We start from the raw sequence: 24272 nt of genomic DNA, 5'->3' as shown, positions 1-24272 counted from the left end.
AATCCTTCAGCATCGACACCCGTCAGACGCCCTTGGTGAATTCGTCGAGATCCAGCGTCGAGCGCTTGCCGATCTCGTCCCGGTGCTCCCGGTAGAATGCCTCTGCCGAGCGCCTGCCCTCGTCATGGAGCATCGTCAGGAATTCCCATTCGGCGTTGAGCTTCGAAGAGTAGCCGAGCTCGGCCATGGCGTCGCTGGCGATGCGGTGGATGCGCATGCGGGCCCATCGTGCCCCCTCGCCCGCGCCGGAAACCGCCTCGCGCTGCAGGAGCGCCATCATGCGCAGCTCCTTCAGCAGCACCGCATTGAACGAGACCTCGTTGAGGCGGTTGAGGATGTCGCGCGCCGTCCGGGGCGTGCCCGGCCGCTCGACGGGGTTGATCTGGACGAGGATCGTGTCGCGCGCATTGCTCTCCTCGATAAGCGGCGTCATGGTCGGGTTGCCGGAATAGCCGCCGTCCCAATAGCTCTCGCCGTCGATCTCGACCGCCTGGAACAGGGTCGGCAGGCATGCGGAGGCGAGCAGCACCTCCGGCGTGATCTCCGCGTTGCGGAAGACGCGGCTGCGGCCGGTCCGGACATTCGTCGCGGTGATGAACAGCTTGATCGGGCATGTCGCGAGCGCCTCGAAATCGATGACCTCTGCGAGGATATCGGTCAGCGGATTGGTGCCCATTGGGTGAGGCTGTAGGGCGAGACGACCCGGGACATCATGTCCATCGCCACGAAGAGCGGCGAGGTGTCGAGCGTCCAGCGCCCGAGCAGGACATCGAGCGGCGTGCGCTGGAACGGGCTGAATCGCGCTGCTTCGGACACCTTCCGCCAGAACCGGTCGAGCGCCTCGCGCGCGCCGTCGCGCCCGCCCTTGGCAAAGCCGGAAGCGAGCACGGCGGCGTTCATGGCGCCGGCCGAGGTGCCGGAGATCGCCTCGATCTCGAGCCAGTCCTCCTCGAGGATCCGGGACAATACGCCCCAGGCGAAAGCGCCGTGCGCCCCGCCGCCCTGCAGCGCGAGATCGATGTCGAGCGACTCGCGGGGCTGGGTGCCGCGATCCTTGGAGGGGCCGCTGGAGGGAGAAGGCGTCTTGCTCACCGGAACATCACTCCACCTGAAGGGGGCGGCAAGGTCATGACGACTTCACCAGTCCCGAGAAACCCGCAACCGCCAGCAGGCTCAAGGCCCAACCGACGACCGACTGGAAATAGAAATAGTTGATCGCGACGCGGCCCCCGGGCTTCGTCGGGTTCGGCCGCCAGAACGTGCGCTGGCCCATGTCGAGCACGGGCAGCAGCGTGTCGAGCGAGTACATCCACGGGCTGAAGGCCGGATAGCTCGAAGCCTCCCAGCGCTGGCGGAAGCAAGCGAGCTGGTTCTGCCCCGGAGCGGCCAACCCCTGCGACGGCCCGCTGGCGACCAGAGGTCGCTGCTCGCCCTGCTCGATGCCGCACAAAGTCCATTCCGGCGCGCGGAGCACGACGGCGCTGTTCGGCATGATGGCGCCATGGCGCTCGGCATAGGCGAAGATAGCCACGCCCGCGAGCCAGAAGCAGATGAGCCAGATGAAGGCGAGGAACGGCCTGCGGCCATAGCCGAGCGTGATCCCGAGAATGCCGTCGGCGACGGACAGCATCCCTCGCCAGACCGCGTTCTCCGTCCGCGCCCGGCGCGCCCGGCGCTGCAGCCGCTCCTTGATGACCAGCACGGAGCGGGCATCCTCGCCATGCCCCATTTCGCGGAACACGGCCGCCAGCTGTTCATAGGGCTGGGGCCAGAAATCCTCGCCCCAGCGCTCGGGCCTCTGACGCGCGAGCCAGTCCAGCCGACTGTCGGCATCGACCGGCCCGTCGATGAATGCCCCGTAGCGGCAGCGATTGAGCAGCAAGTCGCCGGGCTTCGGCCATGAGGCCGCCTCGTCATGGATCGTGCCGATCGAGGCGCCGGTCAGCGCCAGCGTGCCGTCCAGCCGGGCGTCACGGCGCAGGAAGAACGCCCCCTTGATGGCGGCACGGCTGGCCTCGACCGCCGCTTCCCCGGCATTGTCGACGAGCGTGCCGGAGCAATCGAGATCGCCGGCGATGGCGGAACCGGTCAGCCGTACCTCGCCCGTGACATGGGCATTTCTCAGGATGATGCTGCCGTTGCAGGTGATCTCGGTCGCATCGAGCGCGGTTCGCGCGAAGGCCGGAATGGTCGCGCCCGCGGCATCGAGATCGGCTGCCAGGACGGCGCCCGCCAGATTGATGCCGCCGCGGATCGTCGCGCCGCGCAGGAGGACGTTGCGCACCTCCAGGCTGCGACCCAGCAGGGCGTAGCCGCCGCGATCGCGGATCGTCGCGCCGTCGCATTCGAGATTGCCGCCGAGGCGCGCCTGGTCGAGGTCGATCCCGCCTTCGACCTCTGCCCCGCGCAGATAGACGCCGCCGCGCGCCTCCAGCCGCTCCGCCTGCAGGCCGGGAAGCCGCGAGCCGTCCAGGAAGAGCCGGTTGATGATGGCGGCGCGCAGGATCGGCGTCGCCTCGAAACGGCAATCGTTCAGGCCGATGTCGCGAAAGACGCGGCAGGCTTCGAGGTCGAGGACCTCCGAGATCCAGGCGCCGCGGACGAGGACGCCCTTCTCATGCGGGCGGCATCCGGCCTCGCCGCCCAGAATCAGGAAGCGCAGGAAGGTGGCCCGCACGATGCGCGCAGGGTCCGGCTCGGTGGGCAGGATGCCGTCGCCGAGCCGGTCGAAGTTGCCGGACTGGAGCCGGGCGACGATCTCCTCCTCTGCCGGCAGCAGAGGACGGAAATCGTCGAGGCGCGCCGTCGAGGCCGCCCACATGGCGGCCTCCGCGCCCAGGCTCCAGTCGGAGGTCACGCCGGCGACGCCTCGGTGCTCGCCACGGCCGACAGGGCCTCGCGTAGCTGGCCTTCCTTCGTCTCGTCGAAGGAGGTGCTGATCAAAGTGCCGCCGACACCCTTGAGGTCAGCGAGGACCTTGTCCGTCGTCATCTTGCGGATCAGCAGGAAGAGGCCCGCCGTGTTCGGCTGCAATGCCGAGGCGGCATCCTTCATGAACTGGTCGTTGATGCCGATGTCCGTGAACTTGCCGCTCAGCGCGCCGGAGGCGGCACCGAGCGCCGTGCCGACCAGCGGCGCCAGGAAGATGAAGCCGATCAGCGTGCCCCAGAGCGCGCCCGAGGCGGCGCCCGTCGCGGTCAGGTTGATCATCTGGTTGAGCTTCACCTGGCCCTTGTCGTCCTTGACGACCACGACGGCGTCGCCGAGCTCGATCAGGTATTCGCGCTGGAGCGAAAGGACCTTCTGGCGGACTTCCTCGGCCTTCTGCTCGGTCGGGAAGGCGATGAAAACGAGATCACTCATGAATGAAGCTCCGTTCTTGAGCGGGGGGAAAAGATCGCATTGCCCGGCACCGCCCGTGCCCGGCCGATCAGGAATTCTGCAAGCAGCGGCACCGGGCGCCCCGTCGCGCTGCGCATCCGGCCGGCAGTCGAGCCCGTGCCGGAGATGTCGAGATGGGCCCAGGGATAGGCGGTGGCGAAGCGGGCGAGATCCGAAGCGGCGGCAATCGCCTCCGGCGGGCCGTCTACAGGGTCGGACTCGACGCCATGCATCGCGGAAGATCGCGGATGGTCATCCCAGAGCGGCAGCTGCCAGACGGCGTCGCCGGAGCTTCCGCCGCATTTCACCAGCTCCGATGCCAGGGCGTCGTCATTGGCGAAAAGGCCGCTGGCATGGCTGCCCAGCGCGGCTGTAGAGGCGCGGGTCAGCGCCGCGACATCGATGACGCAGTTCGGCGAGAATTGCGCGGCATAGCTCAGCACGTCGGCCAGCAGCGATGGCGCGGGTACATGGGGAGAGCGGATCTCCTTCGGCCTGGCCGGCCGGCATCCGCCGCGCGGCGCCCCGCCCTCGCTGGCGACGATGAGGCCGACGACATTGAGGGCGAGGCCGAGCCGCTCGACCGTCCGCATCGCGCCCAGCACGCCGGCGATGCCGCGCATGTCGCGGATCGGGGCGTGACGTAGGCGCTGCTCGTGCTGAAGGTCGAGCTCCGCCCCGCCATTGCCGATCAAGACGATCGGTCGGCCGGCCGCCATGCGCCGGTCGCTTCGCAGGACGATCAACTTGCAGGCGCCGGCCGAGGCCTTCTCCCATGCAAGGAACGTCGCCATTCCGTGATTCTCGAAATCGCTCCGCCCCAACACATCGACGCTGAAGTCGAACTGGCTTGCCATTGCCGACGCCGTCCGGGCGATGAAAGCCGGAGTACACAGATCCGGCGGCAGGTTTCCCAGCTCCTTGGCGAAGGAAACGCCCTCCCCGATCGCCACGCCCTGCCGCAGCGCCGCGACGAGCTCGGAGGTCAGGGCGTGGGGGACGAGCAACATGATGCTGCGCTGCTCCTCGCGCATCGCCCGGTCGGGAAGTCCGAAGTCGTAGCGGCCATCGGCGAGAATCCGCCCCGCCTGCTGCATCCGCCAGCTCAGCGCCCGGCGCGGAACCTCGTTCTCCGCCAGCGTGACCACGATCTCTCTTGCCGGATCGTGGTTCAGGGCCTTCGCGACCGCCGCGAGTCCTTGCCGGTAGGCCCGCTCCGAAAAGGTCTCGGCCCGCCCGAGGCCGACCAGCAGAAGGCGTCGCGCCGCGACACCGGGCAACGCCTCGATCAGGCGCGTCGCACCGACGTTTTCACCGAGATCGGCCTGGGCGATGGACACTGCCAGCCGACCTGCCGAGCGGTCGTTCACGGCCCGCGCCGAGCCCGTCAGCGGGCCGTCGCAGAACACGCCCAGGACGAGCAGCTCGGTCCCGAGTTTCTCGGCTTCTCCGACGGCCGGGATGATCTCCATCGATGCCCTCTGCAAAGGAAACATCATGTCGGCGGGCTGGATTCTGAAACGTCCCGGCGCGGTGACCGCGCCGGTCTCATATTGCCGATGGTCACGGCCGGCGAGCCGCGGCCGCTGCCTGCTGTCGGGGGCGATCTCCGTCCCCGCGCAGGGGCCTGACGCGCTGGCCAGGGTGCAGAGTCTGGATTCCGGCCGAGACGATTGTTTCGCCGGGCTCCAGCCCTTGGGAGAGGATCACCTTGCCGGGGTCGAAGCGCAGCACGTCGACGCTGCGCAGCGAGACGGTCGACTTGGCGGGGTCGATGATCCACACGGCGGGCGACCGGCCCTGCTGCGTCAGCGCGCTCGCCGGAATCGAGACGATCGCCGCGGTCGTGAGTTCGATGGTGCCGACCACGGTGGAACCGAGCCGCATCGTCTCCGGCGGATTCTGCAACCCGACCCTGATCTCGAAGGTCCGGGTCACGGGGTCGGCCTGGGGCGCCACCTCCCGCACCGTGCCGTAGGCGGTGACGGCGGGCGCATCCGCCAGCGCGACGCGGATTTTCGCGTCGGAAAGATGGGTGTCCAGCACCGACGCCGGTACGTTGAAGACCGCGTCCCGATCGTCGTCGCGGGCGATCTGGACGACGATCTGGCCGGACTGCACGACCTCGCCCGGCTCGATCCGCCGTGCCGTCACGACGCCTGCGACGTCGGTGCGCAGTTCGGTGAAGCCGAGCCGGTCGCGCGCCAGTTCGAGCTGCGCCTCCGCATTCTCCAGCTGCGCCTGCGCCGTCTCCTGGGCGCGAAGCGCCTGGTCGAAGCGCGGCCGGGTGGTGAAGCCCTGATTCATCAGCCGCTCCTGACGCTCGAAGGTGTTGCGCGCCGTGTTGACCTCGCCGCGCGCGGCCTCCAACGCTGCCTTGGCCGCGGCCAGCGCATTCTGTTCAAGGGCGGGCTCGAGCCTGGCGACGACCTGTCCCGCCGTCACCCGGTCGCCGACATTGACGGGCCGTTCGAGCACCCGCCCGCCGATGCGGAAGCCGAGCCCGACATCCTTCTTCGCCTGGATCTCACCGCTGAGCTGGATATCGTCGGCGAACTGCCCCGCCTCGACCGTGACGACCCCGACGGGCCGCCCCTCGGATTGCGGCGCCTGTTCGTTGCCGCAGGAGACAAGGACCGCACCAAGCATCGTGACGGCGGCCACCCGCCCCAGGCGGCTCCTCGGCATATGCCTCGTCGAGATTGCGCTCATGACCGGGACGCTCCCGCGCTGGCCGTCCGCTGCGCCTTGCCGCGCGCCGAGGGGGCGCCGAAGACGGTGACATAGAGGACGGGGAGGAGGACGAGGGTCAGGACCGTCGCGACCAGCAGGCCGCCCATGATCGCGAAGGCCATCGGGCCCCAGAACACGGTCGGTGCGATCGGGATCATGCCGAGCACGGTCGAGATGGCGGTCAGCACGATCGGCCGGAAGCGCGTGCCGGCAGCGTCCACGGCGGCTTCGATGACGCTCTTGCCGGCCGCCCGCTCGTCCTCGATCTGACCGACCAGGATCACCGCGTTCTTGGTGATGATGCCGATCAGGGCGAGAATGCCGAGCAAGGCGACGAAGCCCAGCGGCTTGCCTGACAGCAGCAGCGCTGCGACGACGCCGATGAGACCGAGCGGCGCGATGCTGAGCACGATCGCGAAGAGCCTGAAACTCCTGAGCTGAGCCATCAGGACCGTGAACATGATCAGCAGCATCACGGGGATGACCGCGATGACCGAGGCCTGCGACTTGGCGCTTTCCTCGACCGTGCCGCCGACGGCGATGTCATAGCCGGCGGGCAGCGTTTTCCGGAGCGCGTCGACGGAAGGCTGCAGCGCGCTCACCACCACGTCCGGCAAGGTGCCCGGTGGAACATCGGCCGCCACCGTCAGGTTCGGCACGCGGTCCCGCCGCCAGATCAGGGGCGATTCCAGCCCGTAGCTGAAGCTGACGAATTGCGACACCGGCACCGAGCGGCCGTTGGGCAGCGCGACCTGCATGCTGCGCAACGTGTCGAGCGAGGCGCGCTCGGAATCCTGGGCCCGCACGACGACATCGACGAGATAGATGGAATCGCGAACCTGCGTCACGACCGTGCCGGAGACCACGGTGTTGACGATCGCGGCGACGGCCTGCGAGCTGAGGCCGAGACGACGCGCCTCGTCCTGGTCGAGGCGCAGGCGCAGCTCCCGCGCCGGCTCGATCCAGTCGAAATTGATCTGCTGCGCCTTGGGGTTCGCCGCCACCACCTGCGCGAGCTTCATCGCGACGGTGCGGACTTCCGCGATATCGGGCCCGCTGACGCGATACTGCACCGGCCAGCCCACGGGCGGACCGAGCTCAAGCGGCGAGACGCGCCCGACCACGTTGGGGAATTCCTTGGCGAGAAGCGCTTCGAGCTTCTTCTGGAGCCGCTCGCGCGCCGCCACGTCCTTGGCGACGATCACGGCCTGGCTGAAGAAGTCGTTCGGCAATTGCGCATTCAGCGGCAGGTAGAAGCGGATCGCGCCGCGGCCGACATAGGTGCTCCAGCGCTCGACATCGGGATCGCCCTTGAGCGACGCCTCGAAGCGGTTGACGAGGTCCTCGCTGGCATAGATCGAGGCATTCTGCGGCAAAGTGAGATCGACGAGCAGCTCCGGGCGGTCCGAGGCCGGGAAGAATTGCCGCGGCACGAGCGGCAGCGCAAGGATCGACGCAGCGAACAGGGCAAGCGTCACCGCGATGGTCACCCAGCGCAGCTTGATCGCCCCCGAAAGGAACGAGCGGAAGCCGCGCTCGACCCGCCCCGGCTCCTTGCTCTGCGCTGAAGCGTCGGGCGCCTTCAGCATGGCGACGCCGAGCACGGGCGCGAAGAGGACGGCCACGAACCAGGAGACGACGAGCGCGATCGTCACCACCGCGAAGAGCGAGAAGGTGTATTCGCCGGCGGAGCTCGCGGCGAAGCCGATCGGCACGAAGCCGGCAATCGTCACCAGCGTGCCAGCCAGCATCGCGGTCGCGTATTTCTCGAAGGCGAAGGTCGCCGCCTTCATCTTCTCCTCGCCCGCGGCGAGCCGCGTGACCATGGCGTCTGTCGTGGTCATGGCGTCGTCGACCAGCAGCGCCAGCGCGATGATCAGGGCGCCGAGCGAGATGCGCTGCATGTCGATGCCGGCCACCAGCATGCAGGCGAAAACGATGGCGAGCGTCAGCGGAATCGCGAGCGCGACGATGAGGCCCGGCCGCACGCCGAGGCTGATGAAGCTGACGACCAAGATGATGCCGACCGCCTGCCAGAGCGACATCATGAAATCGTCGATCGCATGCGAGACCGTCACGGCCTGGTCGGCGACAAGATAGGGCTCGATGCCTAGCGGCAGGCCGGCGGTGACCTCTGCCATCGCCTTCTTGACGTTGTTGCCGAGCGCCAGGATGTCGCCGCCATCGCGCATGGCGATGCCGAGTCCTATCGCTTCCCGCCCGTTCACGCGGAACATCGGCGTTGGCGGGTCGGCCTGGCCGCGGCTGATAGTCGCGATGTCGGCAAGGCGTACCATCCGGTCCCCGACCGGGAAGTTGATGTTCAGCAGATCGGACTCGGACTGGAATGCGCCGGAGACCCGCACCGAGAATTTCTCGTCCTGCGTCTGCACCTCGCCCGCCGGCCGGACCACGTTCTGGGCCTGCAGGGCCGCGAGCAGCGCGGAGCGATTTAGGCCGAGATTGGCGAGTTCCCGCACCGAGAATTCGATGAAGATGCGCTCGTCCTGCGCGCCGATGATCTCGATCTTCGAGACATCAGGTACGAGCAGCAGCCGAGACCGGATGGTCTCGACATGGTCCCGTAGGTCCCGGCTGCTGAAGCCGTCCGAGGTGAAGCCGTAGATGATGCCGAAGGTGTCGCCGAAGCGGTCGTTGAAGAACGGCCCGAGCGTGCCCGAAGGCAGCGTGTGCCGCATGTCGGCGATGAGGTTGCGCACCCTGTACCAGGTGTCCTGAACCTGGCGGCCGGGAACCTCGCCCTTCAGGTTGACGAAGATCGTCGTCACGCCGGGCCTGGTGAAGCTGCGCAGGCTGTCGAGGCCCGGCGTCTCCTCGAGCTGCCGCTCGAGACGCTCGGTCACCTGGCTCAGCGTTTCTTCCATGGTGGCGCCGGGCCAGATCGCCGAGACGACCATCGTCTTGATGACGAAGGCCGGATCCTCGTTGCGGCCGAGCCGGATGAAGGCGAAGACGCCTGCGGCAACCGCGACGATCATGAGGTAGATCACGACCGAGCGGCTCTTAAGCGCCCATTCCGAGAGGTTGAAGCTCATCGCGGCTCCGCTCCGATCAGGCGCACGCGCTGGCCTTCACGCAGAAGCCCGGCGCCGGCGGTGACGACGATGTCGCCTATGTCCAAACCCTTGGCGATCCGGGCGGCGGCCGGGTCGGAGCTGGTCACGTCGAGCTTGCGCAGGGAAACGGTCAGGGCCTTGGGATCGACCACCCAGACGCCGATGCCCTGGTCCCGCTGTGTCAGCGCGGTGGCGGGGATGGCGATCGCTCCGCCGCCGCTGTCACGGATCGAGCCCGAGACGGCCGCGCCGAGACGGAAGGCCGGCGCCGGATCGGTGAGACCCACCCTGATCTGGAATGTGCGGGTGACGGGGTCGGCCTGCGGCGCGATCTCGCGCACCCGGCCGGTCGCTTCGGCCCCTGCCTCACCGGCCAGAGCGACCCGCACCTGCATGTCGGGCGTGAGCTGGCGCGCCAGATCGGCCGGGATTTCGAAGACCGCGTCGCGGCCCTCGCGCCTGGCGAGCTGGACGATCATCCGGCCGGCGGCGACGACCTCGGCGGGCTCGGCCCCGACGCGCGTGACGATGCCGGGCGCATCGGCCTTCAGCGTCGTGAAGCCGACGACATCCTCGGCCGACCGGACGCGCGCCTGAGCGGCATCGACCTGGGCGCGGGCGGCTGTGAGCGCCTGCTTGGCACTCTCGAAATCGGCCTGCGTGGTGATGTGCCGCTCGAGCAGATGGCTTTGCCGCTGGAACTGGTTTTCCGCCTTGCGCAGGTCGCCCTGCGCCGCCGTCAGCACGGCCTGAGCCGAGCGGAGATCGTTGAGCTCGTTCTCGGGATCGAGCCGCGCCACGGTTTCTCCCTCCCGGACGCTTGCGCCGAGGCCGACGAGGCGCTCCGCCAGCCGGCCGCCGATCCGGAACGAAAGGGAAGCCTGGTCCTGTGCCTCGATATGGCCGGTGAAGGTCAGGTCGGGCGCCTGGCGGGGCGGCTCGACGGTGATGGTTCGGACGACGCGCACGGGCGCAGGCGTCGCCTGTTCCTCCCGGTTGCAGGAGGCGACGGCAAACGCGATGACGGTCGCGGCGGCAAAGCAGCCCAGGCGTGACGAAGCTCCACTATGCCTCATGCCTGCCCCCTCGGCCGCCTCCCGGCGCTGCGGCAGCGCATCCACTCCCGCAAGCCTCGCCTCTGCATCGAACTGTTCCTCTGCCCGCTGCCGCGCCCGCATATCCGCAAGCGCGCTTGCGCCCTGCGAAGCTTTTCGGGACGACGCCTCGACGCTAGCAACACCGGAAGGGGTTCGGATTAGCTCAGAATCCCAACTCTGGGCTGGTCATCCCATTGTTGGGAACGCTCCTCACGGCGCCGAGCCTGCCGGCTGTTGCACCGGGGCGCTACGCAGCCCGAGGGCGACGGCGGATAGCAGCAGCAGCCCGGCCGCCGCGGCGACGACCATGACGAGGTAGATCTGCTCTCCCCAGCTTTCGTAGAGCCGGCCGCTGAGCGTCGTCAGGACCGCCATCACGCCGGCCCATCCGCCGGCAAGCCAGGCCTGGGCGCGCGCCTGCATCCCGCCCGGTGCGAGCCGCGCCAGCAGGAAGATGCTGCCGAGATGGACGGCACCGAAGGTCATGCCGTGAGTCAGCTGCAGAAGAACGAGCGCGGCGACGCCGGGGTCCTGCGACATGCAGCTCCAGCGCAGCATCGCTATCGCCGCCGCCACGACCAGCAGGCCGGCAGCGCTTGCAGGCCCGCGCATGCGGTAGCCCAGAAAGGCAAACAGGACGATCTCGGAGAGCACGCCGAGAGCCCAGAGCCCGCCCATCGTCGCGCCGGAAATCCCGAGCGCCTGCCAGTGCAGCGTACCGAAACCATAGAACGCGGCATGGCTCGCCTGCACCAGGGCGGCGCCGGCGATCGTGCCGGCGAGAAGAAGGGGGCGCATCAGTCCCTCGTCCTCTCGCGGCATTCTTTCGGGGCTGCCCGGCGCAGACCCCATGCAACCCACGGCCGCAATGGCCGTGAGCGTCGCCGATACCAGCAGCAACGCTATGACCGACGAGGCCGAGAACCATTCGAGCGCCCAGCCTGCCGCCAGGTTGGCGACGGCGAAGCCGATCGATCCCCAGAGGCGGATCCGGCCATATGCCAGCTCGGATCGCGGCGTTTCGGCGAGGCGGCCGAGCGTCACGGCATCGGCGAGCGCGATCAAGGGTCCCTGTGCCAGGGCGATTGCGACGACGACGGCGAGGATTGTCCAGAAGCTCGCCGCGAGAGCCAGCAGGCCGGTCCCCGCCGCAACCATTATCGCGCAGATCGCCAGCGCCAGGGATATGCGCCCGCTTCGATCGGCCAGCGCCCCGACGATCGGGTTCGCCACGATCCGTGTCAGCAGCGGCGCGGCGAGGATGATGCCGATCGCGTCGCTGCCGAGGGACTGCGACTGCAGCCAGAGCGGAAAGAAGGGAAGGTTGACGCCCAGCTCGAAGAACAGGAACGCGTAGAGAAACGACAGCCGTCCGCCGGCCGCACCCGTGGCAAGGGCCGCTGTGCCGGTATCGGCGGACAGGCGGCTCACGCGGCTTCGGCCGATCGAGATGGGCTCAGGACGCGCGGGAGAGGCATGGCTCAGCACTGCCGGCCGTCTCAGGCTCGTCGACGAAGGACTGGGCGAGGCCGCGCTCGCGCGCCTCGGTCGGGCTGTAGCCGAACTCCCGCCTGAAGGCCCGGCTGAAGGTGGAATGATCGATGAAGCCGACCTCGTTCCCAATCGCATGGATGGAGAGCGTTTCGCGATGCGAACTCAGCCGATGATGCGCCTCGCGCAGGCGCTCGCGGTTGATGAAATGGGCGACGCCGCCGCTCTGCTCGAAAAGCCGGTAGAGTTTCGAGCGGGACATCGCCAGCAGGCGGGCCAATCGCTCCGGGCCGAAATCGGGCGAAGCCATGTTCTGCCGCACAACGTTGCGCGCCCTGTCGACGAGAACCGAGCCGAGCGAGGCCCGCGCCGCTTCCTGATACACCGACTGCGGAATGATGCAGGCCGCGACCAGCGCCCGGGTCGGCATCTCGAGATTGGCGGCATGCTCGGGCGAGACATGCGGCAGTTGCCGGACCAGGCTGTCGATGTAGCCGATGAGCAAGGGTGCGAAATCCTGGCTCACCTCGAGACCATGGACGCCGTCGAAGCGTTGCTCGTCGGTCGGGCGCTGATCGCGCGGGATGTAGAGGGTGATGACCTCGCTATCCTCTGCGCGTCCCTCAAAGGGCATCGCCAGCGAACGGAAGCTCAGATCCTCGCTGGTCCAGCCGCTGGCAGACGCCGTCCGCGCCAGGACCAGACACCAGTGATCGAGATAGGATTTGGGATGGTGTCGCCATTGCCTGTCGGGCGCGCCCGAATAGGCGATATGCGTCAGCACCAGTTCGCCGAGCTGCCAGGAGGAGAACTCGGCCGCAAAGCCGGCCGATGTCTCGCGCGTCGGCAGAAGCTCGATCGTATCCCTGTGCAGGGTCCGCCAGGCATCGAACTGTTCTTCGGCCTTCAGCCCCGTGGTGCAGAAATGCGCCACGGAAAACAAGTTGACGTCCTTCCTCACCCCGCCATGAGAGAAAGCCGGCATCGGACACTCCGATCGTTCTGCGTTCTACAGAGATAGGCTATGGATTTAACACCGATCAAATTCGACCGAAATTGACTGAGGTCAATATAGAATGGTGATAGCAGTACTCGTCGATCAGTATTTTAAGCTTAAAAGCATCGTTTAAATATTGGCATCTGGCACAGATCGCGTCAACCCTAAGGGCTGCCCGCGGCATCGAACACCCTGATCGGAGCCGTAACCAGGAGGGTCGCCGCCGAGCCGATCGCCCCCGCCGCGACCAGGGGAGCCGGCACATCGAAGTCCGTGACCACCTGCCCTTGCAGCAACCTGTCGCCGATCAGGCGGACCGCGTCCGGGCTGGCAGCGAAGAGATCGTGGTTGATGCGATCACCCGCATTGATGGCCGTGAGGTCCAGGACGGTGATTCCGGACAGCCCGGCGAACTGGCTCCTGTATTCCTCCTGCGTTGGATCGATGCCGCCCAGCCTCGTCGCGCCGCGCGAGATGAAGCGCGACAACTGCAAGGCGCGGTCGTGCTGCGCGGTGAACAGCGTGACCCGCGGGCGCCTGGGGCCCATATCCTCGAGCTGGCGCCGGAACACGCCGACATCGAGATCGGGCGACGCCAGGATGAGGTTGCTGATCTTGCCGGGGACGCCACCGTCCCTCAGCGCGATCTGCCTGACGGCTTCGACCGCGGGCCAGCTCCCCATCGAATGAGCGAGGATCACGATCTCGCGGACCGAGGGGCTCGCGGCGGCCACGCGCAGCAGATCCGCCAGATCAGACCGCGAATAGGAGGCGTTGTCGAAATCGCGGCTGTAGTCGAGCAGATAGCCGCGCGACGGCCAGGAGAACAGTACGGGCGCGGCATCGGCATCTGCGTCGTGCGCGAGCTGCGCGAAGCGGAAGACCGCGCGGTCGAACGGCGTGTTGAAGCCGTGGACGAACACGAAGACGCGCTTCGAGCGGCCGCTCGTCGACCGGAACCAGTCGGCGAGCTTTGGTTTCGACAGCGGCGTGGACGAGGTGACGACGAAATCGGTCGCTGCATTGCCGGGAACCGATCGGGGCAGCTGGATCGTGCCGACCTCGCGGTCGCGCGGGATCGAGACGACGATGTTGCTGAACGAAACGCCCTCCCCCCGATCGCCGCTGAACAGGATGCCGGGATCGGGCGACGGCGCGCGGGTCGTCGCCGCCAGCATGTTGACTTTCTCTGTCCCGGGAGCGGGGGCGACAGGGCGCAGCAGGCCCTGGGGAACCGACGCGCAAGCGCCCAGGCCGACGGTCAGTGCCAGGGAAGACAGCCGAAAAAGCGCCATGCGACCGCTAAGCAAGCGCCGGCCCGGCGAAAGCAGGCCGTAAGCCGCGAAGCAAGACCTGCCCCGGATCGCGCGGCCCTGAACTTTGCCTCGACCTGGCATCGCTTCGATTCTGTCCATGACCTGTAGGCGGGGTTCGCATGCGGGCGGACCGTAGAAAACAGCACTGCCGGCGGCAAGTCCAAGGGCTTTCAGCGCGGGTGACGGCCTCAACTTTGGGACAGGTGGTCCAGAGTTTGGGATTCTCTGCCGATGCCCTCCCCGCATCCGGATTTATGGTTCGCCGTGGAGACTCGGAGTCTTGTCGGTCCGGGAAACGCCGGCTCGCGTGCGCATATCGCTGAATCTGGCGTCGCAGGCTTTGGCTCAAGGGGGATATGCGATGACGACTGCCACCGCTGCGCCGAAGACGGTCATGCAAAGGTTCCTCGACACCGTCGAGAAGGTCGGGAACATGGTTCCCCACCCCGTCGTCATCTTCCTCATCCTGATCGGCATCGTCATCGCCCTGTCCGCGGTGCTGGGCCTCTTCGGAGCGGCCGTCACCTTCGAGCGGATCAACCCAGACACGCACAAGATCGAGACGGCGAGCACGGCGATCAGGAGCCTTCTGACCATCGACGGCATCCGCTTCATGTATTCGTCGCTGATCCCCAACTTCATGAGCTTCACGGCCGTGGGGCTCATGATCGTCGCGATGATCGGCGCCGGCGTCGCCGAGGAATCCGGGCTCGTCACCGCGCTGATCCGCAAGCTGGTGATCGTCTCGCCGCACTGGGCGCTGACCTACATCCTCGCCTTCGTCGGCATCATCGCCAGCATCGCGGCCGATGCGGGCTACCTCGTCCTGATCCCGCTGGCCGGCATCGCCTATCTCGCCGTCGGACGCCATCCGGTTGCAGGCTTGGCCCTGGGCTTCGCAGCGGTCGCGGGCGCCTTCACCGTCAACATGCTGATCAAGCCGCTCGATGCGGTTCTGGTCGAGTTCACCAACGACGCGGCGCGCCTCGTCGACCCCAACCGCACGATCGGCCTCGCCTCCAATCTCTGGTTCTCGATCGCCTCGGTGCTGTTCCTGACCGTCATCGTCGCGTTCATTACCGACAAGATGATCGCGCCGCGTCTGGGCCCCTACGATCCCAAGCTGGCGGCCGAGGGAACGGTCACCGAGCAAGGCGCGGTGCTCTCCGAGGCGGAGACGCGCGGCCTTCGCTTCGCGGGGTTCGGCCTCCTAGGGTTGATCGTGGTGTTCTGCCTTCTGACGCTGCCCTCGGGCGCCCCGCTGCGCAACCCGACGACCGGCGAGCTGATCGGCAACTCGCCCTTCATGAACGGCCTGATCGCGCTGATCATGCTGATGTTCCTCGTCACCGGCTGGACCTATGGCATCGGCGCCGGCACGCTGAAGACGCTGTCCGAGGTCATCGCCGCGATCGAGAAATCGATCAAGAGCATGGGCGGCACGATCTTCCTGTTCTTCGTGCTGAGCCAGTTCGTCGCCTACTTCACCTACACCAATATCGGCACGGTGATGGCGCTGAGCCTTTCAGGCGTGCTGCAGGCCGCCAATATCGGCGCGCTGCCGTTGCTGATCGGCTTCATCGTGGTGGTCGCGCTCATCGACCTGCTGCTGACCGGCGCGATCGCGAAATGGGCGATCTTCGCCCCCGTCTTCGTGCCGCTGCTGATGAAGCTCGGCGTCGAGCCGGAAGCCGTGCTCGCGGCCTATCGCATCGGCGATTCCCCGATGAACGCGATCACTCCGCTCAACGCCTATTTCGCCCTCGTGGTCGGCTTCATCCAGAAATACGACAGGAATGCCGGCGTCGGCACCGTGGTCTCGCTGATGCTGCCCTATGTCGTGTGGATGTTCGTGCTGTGGACGGCACTCTTCGCCGTCTGGAAGATGCTCGGCCTGCCCTGGGGGCTGTGATCGCACAGGCGCTCATCCCTCCCGACGCCACTCTCAAACCGACCGGATGCAGATCATGACGACACCATCGATCCCTCTCGACGTCGAAGCCGCCATCGCGCACCTCATGCGCTTCCTTTCGGTCGAAGGCGTGACCGGCAAGGAAGCCAATATCGGCGCCGCCGTCAGCGAGGCGCTGAAGGCCGTGGGCGTTCCGGCCTCCGCCATCCGCTTCGACGACGCCAACAAGCGCATTCCGCTGCCGACCGAGACCGGCAACCTGATCGTCGACCTGCCCGGGACGAAGGCCGGCCCGCGCCTGCTGTTCTCGACCCATCTCGACACCGTGCCGCTCTGCGCCGGCGCCAAGCCGAAGCGCGAGGGCGACCGCATCGTCTCCGACGGCACGACGGCGCTGGGCGGCGATGCCCGCACCGGCGTCGCGCTGCTCGTCGTGCTCGCGGAAACGCTGATCAAGCACAAGCTGCCTCACCCGCCGATCACGCTGCTGTTCACGGTGCGCGAGGAAAGCGGCCTGCATGGCGCCCGCGAGTTGAACCCCAAGGATCTCGGCGGCGCGGTCATGTGCATCAATGTCGACGGCCAACTCGCTTCCGAGCTGCTGATCGGCGCGGTCGGCCAGGAGAACTGGGAGGTCGAGATCACCGGCAAGGCGTCCCATGCCGGCGTCGCTCCCGAAAAGGGCATCTCGGCGACGCTCGTCGGCTCGATCGCCATTGCCGAGGCGCGCCGCGAGGGCTGGTTCGGCAAGATCGTCAAGCCCGATGGCCGCGGCACCAGCAATGTCGGCATCTTCGGCGGCAAGGGCGGCACGACCGCCGCCGGCGACGCGACCAATGTCGTCACCGACTACGCCTATATCCGTGGCGAGGCGCGCAGCCCCGAGGCCGCCTTCGCCACGAAAATCGCCGAGGCCTTCAAGGCCGCTTTCGCCAAGGCGCAGGCAGAGGTCAAGGACGATGGCGGCGAAACGGCGAAGGTGACCTTCACCCATAAGCCGGCCTATCCGCCCTTCGAGCTGGCCAAGGATTCGCCGGTGGTGAAGCGCGCTGCCAAGGCGCTTGGCCTTCTCGGCATCGAGCCCAACTACCTGTTCTCCAATGGCGGCCTCGATGCGAACTGGCTCGACAAGCACGGCGTGCCGACCATCACCATCGGTGCCGGCCAGGCCGAGATCCACACGATCAAGGAATACGTAAATCTCACCGAGTACGAGAAGGGTTGCCGTCTCGGCATCCTGATGGCGACGCTCGAAGACTGAGACCCTGCAAACGGGTCTGCGATCGAGCAGGACCTACAAGGAGCTGATGCGTGAGCCCGATCGCCTATACTGGCATCATCATCGCCATTGCCGTCGTTCTGTTCATCACGAACAAGGTGCCCGTCGTGCTCGTCGCGATGGGCACGGCTCTGGGCCTCTGGGCGACCGGCGTGCTCACCTTGCCGCAGGCGCTCGGCGGCCTGGGTGATCCCGCGGTCATCTTCATCGCGTCGCTCTTCGTCGTCAGTTCGGGGCTCGAGGTCACGGGCGTCACGGCGTGGGCGGGGCAGCTCCTGATCAAGGGCGCGGGTGAGGAGAGCCGGACGCGGCTCCTGGTGCTGATGATGGGGCTTGTCGCACTTCTGGTCGCGCTGATCAGCCTCAACGGCGCCGTCGCGGCGCTGCTCCCCGTCGTCGTCGTCATCGCGGTCCGCCTCAAGCGCAACTCCTCGCAATTGCTGATGCCGCTGGTCTTCGCCGGCCATGCCGGCTCCATGCTCGCCTTGACCGGAACGCCGGTGAACGTGCTGGTCTCGGAAGCCGGGCTCGATGCCGGCGTCGGCGGCTTCGGCTTCTTCGAGTTCGCGCTGGCCGGCATTCCTTTGCTCGCCGGCACCATGGCGATCATCGTCCTGTTCGGCGAGAAGCTGCTGCCCCAGCGCAACGGCGCGACGATGCCGGCCGATTTCAGCCGCCACGCCAAGACGCTGGTGGAGCAGTACGGCCTGGCGAGCGGCATCCATCAGCTGCGCATCCGCGCGACCTGTCCCTATATCGGGACGCCGTCCAATGCGATCGATCTGGGCGAATGGCCCGGGCTTCAGCTCGTGGCGATCCAGGATGGCGACACGGCCGGGCCGCTGCGCCGGACGGCGATCGCCGAGGGCGACCATCTGCTGCTGCGCGGCGATGCTGAAGTTGCCGCCAATTTCGCGGCACAGATGCATCTCGCCTTCCGCGAGGAAGGCGCAGGCGACAGCGAAGAGACCTTGTTCAACCGTCGCTCCGGCCTCGCCGAGGTGGTGATCCCGCCGCGCTCGGGCCTGATCGGCCAGAGCGTGTTTCCGGGCATGGTCACCGAAAGCGGCGACCTGATCATCCTCGCGGTCCAGCGCGGTGGGGGCGAAGCTCCCAGCACTGGCGCGACGAAGGCGGCGGGCGTCGTGCTGCAGGCCGGCGACACCATGCTGCTGCAGGGCACCTGGAAGGCGCTCGACACCCATCTCGACGATCCCGACGTGCTGGTCGTCAGCTCGCCGGAGCTGGTGCGGCGGCAGGCCGTTCCGATGGGCCCGGGAGCCAAGCAGGCGATCATCATACTGTTCGGGATGGTGTTGCTGCTTGCGACGGGCATCGTTCCCTCCGCCGTGGCCGGGCTGCTTGCGGCCGGCGCGATCATCCTGTGCGGCATCATGACCGTCGAACAATCCTACCGCGCGATCAGCTGGACGACCGTGATCCTGGTCGGCGCGATGATGCCGCTCTCGACCGCTATGATCGAGACGGGCGCGGCGAAGATGCTGGCCGACCGGCTCGTCGCACTCGTCGGCGATGCCGGGCCGACGGCGCTTCTCGCCGGATTGTTCGTGTTGACCGCGATCATGGGGCAGCTCATCAGCAACACCGCGACGGCGCTGATCGTCATTCCGATCGGCGTTGCCGCCGCCGCCTCCATGGGCATCTCGCCCCGGCCCGTGCTGATGAGCACGGCCGTCGCGGCCGCCGGCGCCTTCCTGACGCCGATCGCGACGCCGACCAACCTGATGGTGATGGGCCCCGGCGGTTACGTCTTCAGCGACTACTGGAAGCTCGGCCTGCCGCTCCTGATCTGGTTCTTCGTCGTCGCGGTCTTCATCGTGCCGCTGATCTGGCGCTTCTGAGGGACGACTTCGCCATCGGCCTGTTCTCGGGTTGGAGCTGAAAGATCTCCTGCCTTTGGAAAGATCTCCCGCCGTCGGTTTGAGACGACGGGTCTAGGGTTTGGGATTCTCGGCCGATGCAGCGCCAAGGTCAGGCGCTAATATTGAGCCGGAGCAGAATTGTTCATCGCTCGGCGCGCGGGGAGATCGACATTCATCCGATCCTCCCATTTGCGCGTCCCGTTCGATACGGAACTCATTTGGCGCGTCAGCCTGAACACGAGGAGAAATCGAAATGCGCTGGAAATTTGCCGTGCTCGCCGTCGGTTTGGCGCTTGCGGGCTGCAATGCCAACTCGGCCGATCAGCGGACGCTGGGCGGCGGTGTCATCGGCGCTGGTACGGGAGCCGTGATCGGTGGCATCGCGGGCGGTGGCCGTGGCGCGGCGATCGGCGCAGCCGTCGGCGGCGTTGCCGGCGCGGTGATCGGACGTGCGACCACCCCCAACAACTGCATCTATCGCGACCGCGAAGGCCGTACCTTCGAGGCGCGCTGCCCCTGACGGCGCCCAATTCCCGGTGCGGCCAGCTCAAAGGCGGCACCGGCAATTGCGCTCGCCGGTAGACGGCTCATTCTATCCTTCATGACGCGCGCCCCGCGAGGCGCCGCACCAGCACCCCGCGGAAAGCGTCGGCCGATCGGAGGGAGCCATGATCCGCGTAGGCAGCAAATATCAGCATCTGATCCATGACGCGGCTTGCGGCTGCTCCAATCCGATGCTCGTCCAGGCGTCTCGTCGTCTGGATGCGTTCACGCGCCGCGGCCTGCTGTCGGGCGCGGCCCTGCTCGCCGGTGCGGCGGCAGCGCCCAGTTTGGCGCAGGGCACCGCTCAGCCTGCCGCAATCCTGTTCCGGCAGGCCAGCCTGTTCGACGGCAAGTCGAACAGCTTGCGGACGAATGTCCAGATCCTGGTCGAAGGCAATCGCATCGCCGCGGTCGATACCAGCAACGCTCCGCCGAAGCCGGAATGGACGGTGATCGATTGCGGCGGCCGCATGCTGATGTCGGGCCTGATCGATGCCCATTGGCACACGCTGTTCGCGGCGGTGCCGGCGCCGATGCTGATGTCCGGCGAGCCCGGCTCGATCTTCACGGCCTCGACCGCCGAAGCCAACCGCACGCTGCTCCGCGGCTTCACCACCGTGCGCGATCTCGGCGGCCCGGTCTTCGCCTTCAAGCAGGCGATCGATACGGGCATCATCCCGGGGCCGCGCATCTTCCCCTCCGGCGCGATGATCACGACGACCGGGGGGCATGCCGATCTGCGCATGCCGAGCGACATTCCGCGCGATTCCGGGCGCCTCAGCCTGATCGAGACCATCGGCGGCGCGGCGATCGCCGACAGCCTCGGCGATCTCAGCATGCGGATCCGCGAGCAGCTGGTGCAGGGCGCCTCACAGATCAAGATCGTCGGCGGCGGCGGCGTCTCCTCGCCGCGCAGCCCGCTCGACATGACGACCTTCAGCGAGAGCGATCTCAGGGCCGCCGTCGCTATCGCCCGCGACTGGAACACCTATGTCACCGTCCATGCCTATGCGCCGCATACGGTCCAGCGCGCCATCGCGGCGGGGGCGACCTGCATCGAGCACGCCCATCTGATGGATGAGGAAACGGCCGGGCTGATGGCCCAGAAGGGCATCTGGCTCAGCATCCAGCCCTTCCTGAGCGAGGCGGATGCGGTGCCGCTGACGGGGCCGAGCCGCGAGAGGATGCTGGAGGTCTTCGGCAACACGCCGCGGGCCTACGCGCTCGTCCGAAAGCACGGCATCAAGACGGCCTGGGGATCGGACCTGCTGTTCTCGCCCGCTTTGACGCCGCGCCAGAGCGTGATGCTCACCCATCTTGGCCAATGGTACAGCAACGCCGAGGCGCTGCGCATGGCGACCGCGGGCAATGCCGAGCTCCTGGCCTTGTCCGGACCGCGCAACCCCTACCCCGGCAAGCTCGGCGTCATCGAGGCTGGAGCGCTGGCGGACATCCTCGTCGTGAACGGGAACCTGCTCGATGATCTCAGGCTGATCGAGCAGCCCGACAGGAACCTCGCCGTCATCATGAAGGACGGCAAGCTCTACAGGAATTCGCTGGCTTCCTAGCCGAGCCGACAGGATGCCGTGCGTCGTCGCACGATGAGGGAGCGCAACAGCATGACGACCAGGCGGTCTTTCCTGTTCGGACTTTTAGGTGGAATTGGCCTCGCGCCGAGCGGCATCGCCATCGGAGCGACGGTTCCACCGGGCGATGACCGCCCGCTAGCCAAGGAGACGGCACGCGCGCTGGACGAGGCCGACATCGCCTTCAGCCAGCGGCCGCAAGTGCACTACAACCGCCAGCGTCAGCATCAGCCGCGCCAACGTCACCGGCGGCGTGCGCCGCGGCGGCATCGCTGATCGAGGCAGGCCTCGCTCGGCCCGCCCCTTTCAGTACCGCGGATCACGATGTGAGTGGGCTATCTGAAATGCGGCTCAGGTCCTTGATGCAGCATTCCCTCAGCTGCCGGTAACAGCGGGCTCGAACAGGCTCTGCCCCACCGAGATCAGCATACTTTCTTCAATGCGACCGCCAACGTGTCCAGCGCCGAGGCGAGATCGGCGTCGCTGAGCACCAGCGGAGCAAGGAAGCGCACGATGTTGCGGTGAACGCCGCATTTGATCACCAGCAGCCCGCCCTCGCGTGCTTCGTCGATGACCTTCTGGGCGGTGTCTGCGTCCGGCGTCTTGCTGGCCTGGTCGGTGACGAACTCGATGGCCCGCATGAATCCGACACCGCGCACGGTGCCGATCGCCGGATAGGCGGCGGCGAGCCGCTCGAGCCCGGCGCCAAGCTGGTTGCCGAGCGCCTCGGCGCGGGCGAGCAATCCATCCTGCTCGAAGGCGTCGAGAACGCCGTGAGCAGCCGCGCACGCAAGCGCATTCCCGCCATAGGTGCCGCCGAGCCCGCCCGGCAGCGGCGCGTCCATGATCGCGGCCTTGCCGACGACGCCGGAGAGCGGCAGGCCGCCAGCGAGGCTTTTCGCCACCGTCACAAGGTCGGGCTGAATGCCGGAATGCTCGAAGCCGAAGAGTTTCCCCGTCCGGCCGAAGCCGGTCTGGATCTCGTCGGCGATCAGGACGATGCCATGGCGTTCGGTGAGCGCACGCAGTGCCTGCATGAAGGCTGGCGGAGCAGGCAGGAAGCCGCCGTCGCCCTGCACCGGCTCGATGATGATCGCTGCGACGCGGTCCGCCGCGATCTGGGTAGCAAAGAGTTCATCGAGCGCCGCCAGCGCGGCAGCGGTCGTTACGCCGCGATAGGCGTCCGGATAGGGCGCGTGATGGATCTCGCCGGCAAAGGGGCCGAAATTCTGCTTGTAGGGCTGGCTCATTCCCGTCAGCGAGACGCCGAGCAGGGTGCGGCCATGGAAACCGCCACGAAAGGCGATGACGCCGGGGCGGTTGGTGTAGCCTCGTGCGATCTTGATGGCGTTCTCGACCGCTTCGGCGCCCGAGGTCAGCAGGATGGTCTTGTGGGGCTCGCCCTTGCCGACGAGGCGGTTCAGCCGCTCCGCCAAGGCGATGTAGGGCTCGTAGGCAGCGACCTGGAATGCCGTATGGCTCACCCGCGTGAGCTGCTCTGTCACCGCGGCGACGACCCGCGGGTGGTTATGGCCGACATTCAGCACGCCGATGCCACCGACGAAGTCGAGATAGCGGCGCCCCTCGACGTCCCAGAGATAGGCGCCTTCGGCGCGCGCCGCGACGACGGGATGGGCGGTGACGACGCCACGCGGGACATTGCGTTCGCGCGCCGTCAAAAGCTCGGCATTGGTGCGTGAAGCGCTCGGCATCGGTCTCTTCTCCTGAACACGTCCTTCGATGGTCTGGAGCTTAGGAGATCATGCCGGCCAGGACTGCCGAGCCTGCGCGCCATCCGGCATCTTTGGCTGTATGCGGGCGGGCTCGCCGCAGCGAATGCTGCCGGCCACGGCCAGTGCTTGCCGTCCGGAAACAAAGAAAGGGGCGAGGCCGGAGACCGGCCTCGCCCCTGAAAGCTCAGACTGGAGTTTCGGCTTACTTCGCCGCGCGCCCGGCCGCGACCCAGCTGTCGAACTGCGTCTTGCGCGCGCCGATCCATTCGTCGGCCATCTTGGTGATCAGGGCGTTGTTGCCGCCGTTCTTGTTGATGTTGAACTCCCAGTACGACCACTCCTCGAGAGGGAACTTCATGTTCTCGATGAGCGCCTTGACGGCCGGGTTGGCGGCAATGAACTTCTTGTTCGCGACCGAGCCCCAGTTCCAGGAAGCCATGGCCATGCGGCAGGGATCGGCGCCGCCGGCGCAGCCCTTGACGCCTTTGACCAGCGCCGAGCCCTTGTTCGGGACGGAAGCCGGCAGCGCATCCTCCGGCGTCGGCAGCCAGACGACGTCCTTGCCCGGGACGAGCGCGTTGTTCACCCAGGACGGGCTCCAGGCGTAGAAGAAGGCCGGCTCGCCGCGCTTCACCCGCGCCACGGCCTCGACCATCAGCGCCTCGTACTTGCCGCGGATGGACTTCACATTGTCCTTCAGGCCGAACTTGTCGAGCTGGAAATCGACGACGTCGCCGCAGCTCCAGCCGGGGTCGCAATTGATGAGATCGGCCTTGCCGTCCTTGCCGAACAGGGCCGCGATCTTCGGGTCCTTCATCTGGACCAGCGAGGTGATGTTGTTGGCGTCGGCCGTCTTCTTGTCGATCAGATAGCCGTTGATTCCGCCGCCGACGATCAGGCCGCCGCCGACGATCTCCGCATCCTTCTCGACCGCCCGGAAACCCGGCTCGCGCTGCGGAAAGTTCACGTCGGTCGCGAGGTCGAGGTCGCCCTGCGCCGCGGCCTGGAAGAACAGCGTCGTGTTCACGGTGCTGAGCTTGATGTCGTAGCCGAGCTCCTTCAGCGCCTTCATCACGATCTGGGCGGTGACATAGTTCGCGCCGAGGCTGTCGCTCTGGGCGTAGCGGATCGTCTTGCCCTTGCCCGGCAGCTCCTGCGCTTGCGACGGGGCGGCAGCAAAGGCGAGCACGCCTACTGCGGCGGCGGCCGTCAGAACCTTAAGCCTGTTGATGGTCATCATCTCG

At 67.2% G+C, this 24272-nt stretch carries 17 protein-coding genes and 1 pseudogene; 6 read left to right on the top strand and 12 right to left on the bottom strand.

What is annotated here, in order from left to right; genetic code table 11:
• Positions 1 to 22: 22 nt before the first annotated feature.
• The 10 genes and pseudogenes from NWE53_RS05425 to NWE53_RS05380 form a co-directional block, all read right to left on the bottom strand.
• Positions 23 to 1020: pseudogene (locus tag NWE53_RS05425) on the bottom strand (patatin-like phospholipase family protein).
• A 106-nt stretch (positions 1021 to 1126) separates the two neighbouring features.
• Positions 1127 to 2857, bottom strand: a complete 1731-nt coding sequence (locus NWE53_RS05420; RefSeq protein ID WP_265053349.1) for a hypothetical protein — start codon at positions 2855 to 2857, stop codon at positions 1127 to 1129.
• Positions 2854 to 3363, bottom strand: a complete 510-nt coding sequence (locus NWE53_RS05415; protein WP_265053348.1) for a DUF1269 domain-containing protein — start codon at positions 3361 to 3363, stop codon at positions 2854 to 2856. Before NWE53_RS05415 ends, NWE53_RS05420 begins: the two co-directional genes overlap by 4 nt.
• Positions 3360 to 4853, bottom strand: coding sequence for a M17 family peptidase N-terminal domain-containing protein (locus tag NWE53_RS05410; protein WP_265053347.1), 1494 nt, complete (start codon positions 4851 to 4853; stop codon positions 3360 to 3362). The genes NWE53_RS05415 and NWE53_RS05410 overlap by 4 nt, the downstream gene beginning before the upstream one ends.
• A 91-nt stretch (positions 4854 to 4944) precedes the next feature.
• Positions 4945 to 6093 (bottom strand): efflux RND transporter periplasmic adaptor subunit, encoded by a 1149-nt coding sequence (locus tag NWE53_RS05405; protein ID WP_265053346.1) that lies wholly within the window; start codon positions 6091 to 6093, stop codon positions 4945 to 4947.
• Positions 6090 to 9170, bottom strand: a complete 3081-nt coding sequence (locus tag NWE53_RS05400; RefSeq protein ID WP_265053345.1) for an efflux RND transporter permease subunit — start codon at positions 9168 to 9170, stop codon at positions 6090 to 6092. The genes NWE53_RS05405 and NWE53_RS05400 overlap by 4 nt, the downstream gene beginning before the upstream one ends.
• Complete coding sequence (locus tag NWE53_RS05395) at positions 9167 to 10267, bottom strand: efflux RND transporter periplasmic adaptor subunit (RefSeq protein ID WP_265053344.1); 1101 nt, start codon at positions 10265 to 10267, stop codon at positions 9167 to 9169. The genes NWE53_RS05400 and NWE53_RS05395 overlap by 4 nt, the downstream gene beginning before the upstream one ends.
• Positions 10268 to 10498: 231 nt before the next feature.
• The gene (locus NWE53_RS05390) at positions 10499 to 11719 is read right to left on the bottom strand and encodes an MFS transporter (protein WP_265053343.1); all 1221 of its coding nucleotides are present in this window, start codon (positions 11717 to 11719) and stop codon (positions 10499 to 10501) included.
• A 25-nt stretch (positions 11720 to 11744) separates the two neighbouring features.
• On the bottom strand, positions 11745 to 12764 hold the full coding sequence (locus NWE53_RS05385) for a helix-turn-helix transcriptional regulator (protein WP_265053342.1): 1020 nt from the start codon (positions 12762 to 12764) through the stop codon (positions 11745 to 11747).
• A gap of 176 nt (positions 12765 to 12940) precedes the next feature.
• The gene (locus NWE53_RS05380) at positions 12941 to 14284 is read right to left on the bottom strand and encodes an alpha/beta hydrolase (protein WP_265053341.1); all 1344 of its coding nucleotides are present in this window, start codon (positions 14282 to 14284) and stop codon (positions 12941 to 12943) included.
• A gap of 169 nt (positions 14285 to 14453) precedes the next feature.
• Here NWE53_RS05380 and NWE53_RS05375 point away from each other — a divergent pair, with 169 nt between their 5' ends.
• The 6 genes from NWE53_RS05375 to NWE53_RS05350 all read left to right on the top strand — a co-directional run bounded on the left by NWE53_RS05375 (position 14454) and on the right by NWE53_RS05350 (position 21571).
• A complete protein-coding gene (locus tag NWE53_RS05375; RefSeq protein ID WP_265053340.1) occupies positions 14454 to 16004 on the top strand; it encodes an AbgT family transporter in 1551 nt (516 codons plus the stop codon).
• 55 nt (positions 16005 to 16059) lie between these two features.
• Entirely contained in the window at positions 16060 to 17265 is a 1206-nt protein-coding gene (locus NWE53_RS05370) for a M20/M25/M40 family metallo-hydrolase (protein WP_442864965.1), read from the top strand.
• A gap of 50 nt (positions 17266 to 17315) precedes the next feature.
• On the top strand, positions 17316 to 19145 hold the full coding sequence (locus NWE53_RS05365; RefSeq protein WP_265053338.1) for an SLC13 family permease: 1830 nt from the start codon (positions 17316 to 17318) through the stop codon (positions 19143 to 19145).
• A 274-nt stretch (positions 19146 to 19419) separates the two neighbouring features.
• A complete protein-coding gene (locus NWE53_RS05360; RefSeq protein ID WP_265053337.1) occupies positions 19420 to 19686 on the top strand; it encodes a YMGG-like glycine zipper-containing protein in 267 nt (88 codons plus the stop codon).
• A 148-nt stretch (positions 19687 to 19834) separates the two neighbouring features.
• Positions 19835 to 21277, top strand: coding sequence for a metal-dependent hydrolase family protein (locus tag NWE53_RS05355; protein ID WP_265053336.1), 1443 nt, complete (start codon positions 19835 to 19837; stop codon positions 21275 to 21277).
• A 51-nt stretch (positions 21278 to 21328) separates the two neighbouring features.
• Entirely contained in the window at positions 21329 to 21571 is a 243-nt protein-coding gene (locus NWE53_RS05350; protein WP_265053335.1) for a hypothetical protein, read from the top strand.
• A 146-nt stretch (positions 21572 to 21717) separates the two neighbouring features.
• On the opposite strand, the gene gabT is transcribed toward NWE53_RS05350, so the two are convergent.
• Together gabT and proX are read right to left on the bottom strand one after the other, a co-directional pair.
• Complete coding sequence (gene gabT, locus NWE53_RS05345; RefSeq protein ID WP_265053334.1) at positions 21718 to 23007, bottom strand: 4-aminobutyrate--2-oxoglutarate transaminase; 1290 nt, start codon at positions 23005 to 23007, stop codon at positions 21718 to 21720.
• 223 nt (positions 23008 to 23230) lie between these two features.
• Entirely contained in the window at positions 23231 to 24268 is a 1038-nt protein-coding gene (proX, locus tag NWE53_RS05340; RefSeq protein ID WP_265053333.1) for a glycine betaine/L-proline ABC transporter substrate-binding protein ProX, read from the bottom strand.
• Positions 24269 to 24272 lie beyond the last annotated feature (4 nt).

The sequence above is a fragment of the Bosea sp. NBC_00550 genome (assembly GCF_026020075.1).
Lineage (GTDB): Bacteria > Pseudomonadota > Alphaproteobacteria > Rhizobiales > Beijerinckiaceae > Allobosea.
This window is presented reverse-complemented; position numbering and strand designations above follow the sequence as displayed.

Bases quoted from the DNA above. Each gene is read 5' to 3' on its own strand.
- NWE53_RS05370 (WP_442864965.1), top strand. From the start codon at position 16,060: ATGACGACACCATCGATCCCTCTCGACGTCGAAGCCGCCATCGCGCAC.
- NWE53_RS05415 (WP_265053348.1), bottom strand. From the start codon at position 3,363: ATGAGTGATCTCGTTTTCATCGCCTTCCCGACCGAGCAGAAGGCCGAG.
- NWE53_RS05375 (WP_265053340.1), top strand. From the start codon at position 14,454: ATGACGACTGCCACCGCTGCGCCGAAGACGGTCATGCAAAGGTTCCTC.
- gabT (WP_265053334.1), bottom strand. From the start codon at position 23,007: ATGCCGAGCGCTTCACGCACCAATGCCGAGCTTTTGACGGCGCGCGAA.
- NWE53_RS05355 (WP_265053336.1), top strand. From the start codon at position 19,835: ATGATCCGCGTAGGCAGCAAATATCAGCATCTGATCCATGACGCGGCT.
- NWE53_RS05350 (WP_265053335.1), top strand. From the start codon at position 21,329: ATGACGACCAGGCGGTCTTTCCTGTTCGGACTTTTAGGTGGAATTGGC.
- NWE53_RS05395 (WP_265053344.1), bottom strand. From the start codon at position 10,267: ATGAGGCATAGTGGAGCTTCGTCACGCCTGGGCTGCTTTGCCGCCGCG.
- NWE53_RS05400 (WP_265053345.1), bottom strand. From the start codon at position 9,170: ATGAGCTTCAACCTCTCGGAATGGGCGCTTAAGAGCCGCTCGGTCGTG.
- NWE53_RS05385 (WP_265053342.1), bottom strand. From the start codon at position 12,764: ATGCCGGCTTTCTCTCATGGCGGGGTGAGGAAGGACGTCAACTTGTTT.
- NWE53_RS05410 (WP_265053347.1), bottom strand. From the start codon at position 4,853: ATGGAGATCATCCCGGCCGTCGGAGAAGCCGAGAAACTCGGGACCGAG.
- NWE53_RS05360 (WP_265053337.1), top strand. From the start codon at position 19,420: ATGCGCTGGAAATTTGCCGTGCTCGCCGTCGGTTTGGCGCTTGCGGGC.
- NWE53_RS05405 (WP_265053346.1), bottom strand. From the start codon at position 6,093: ATGAGCGCAATCTCGACGAGGCATATGCCGAGGAGCCGCCTGGGGCGG.
- proX (WP_265053333.1), bottom strand. From the start codon at position 24,268: ATGATGACCATCAACAGGCTTAAGGTTCTGACGGCCGCCGCCGCAGTA.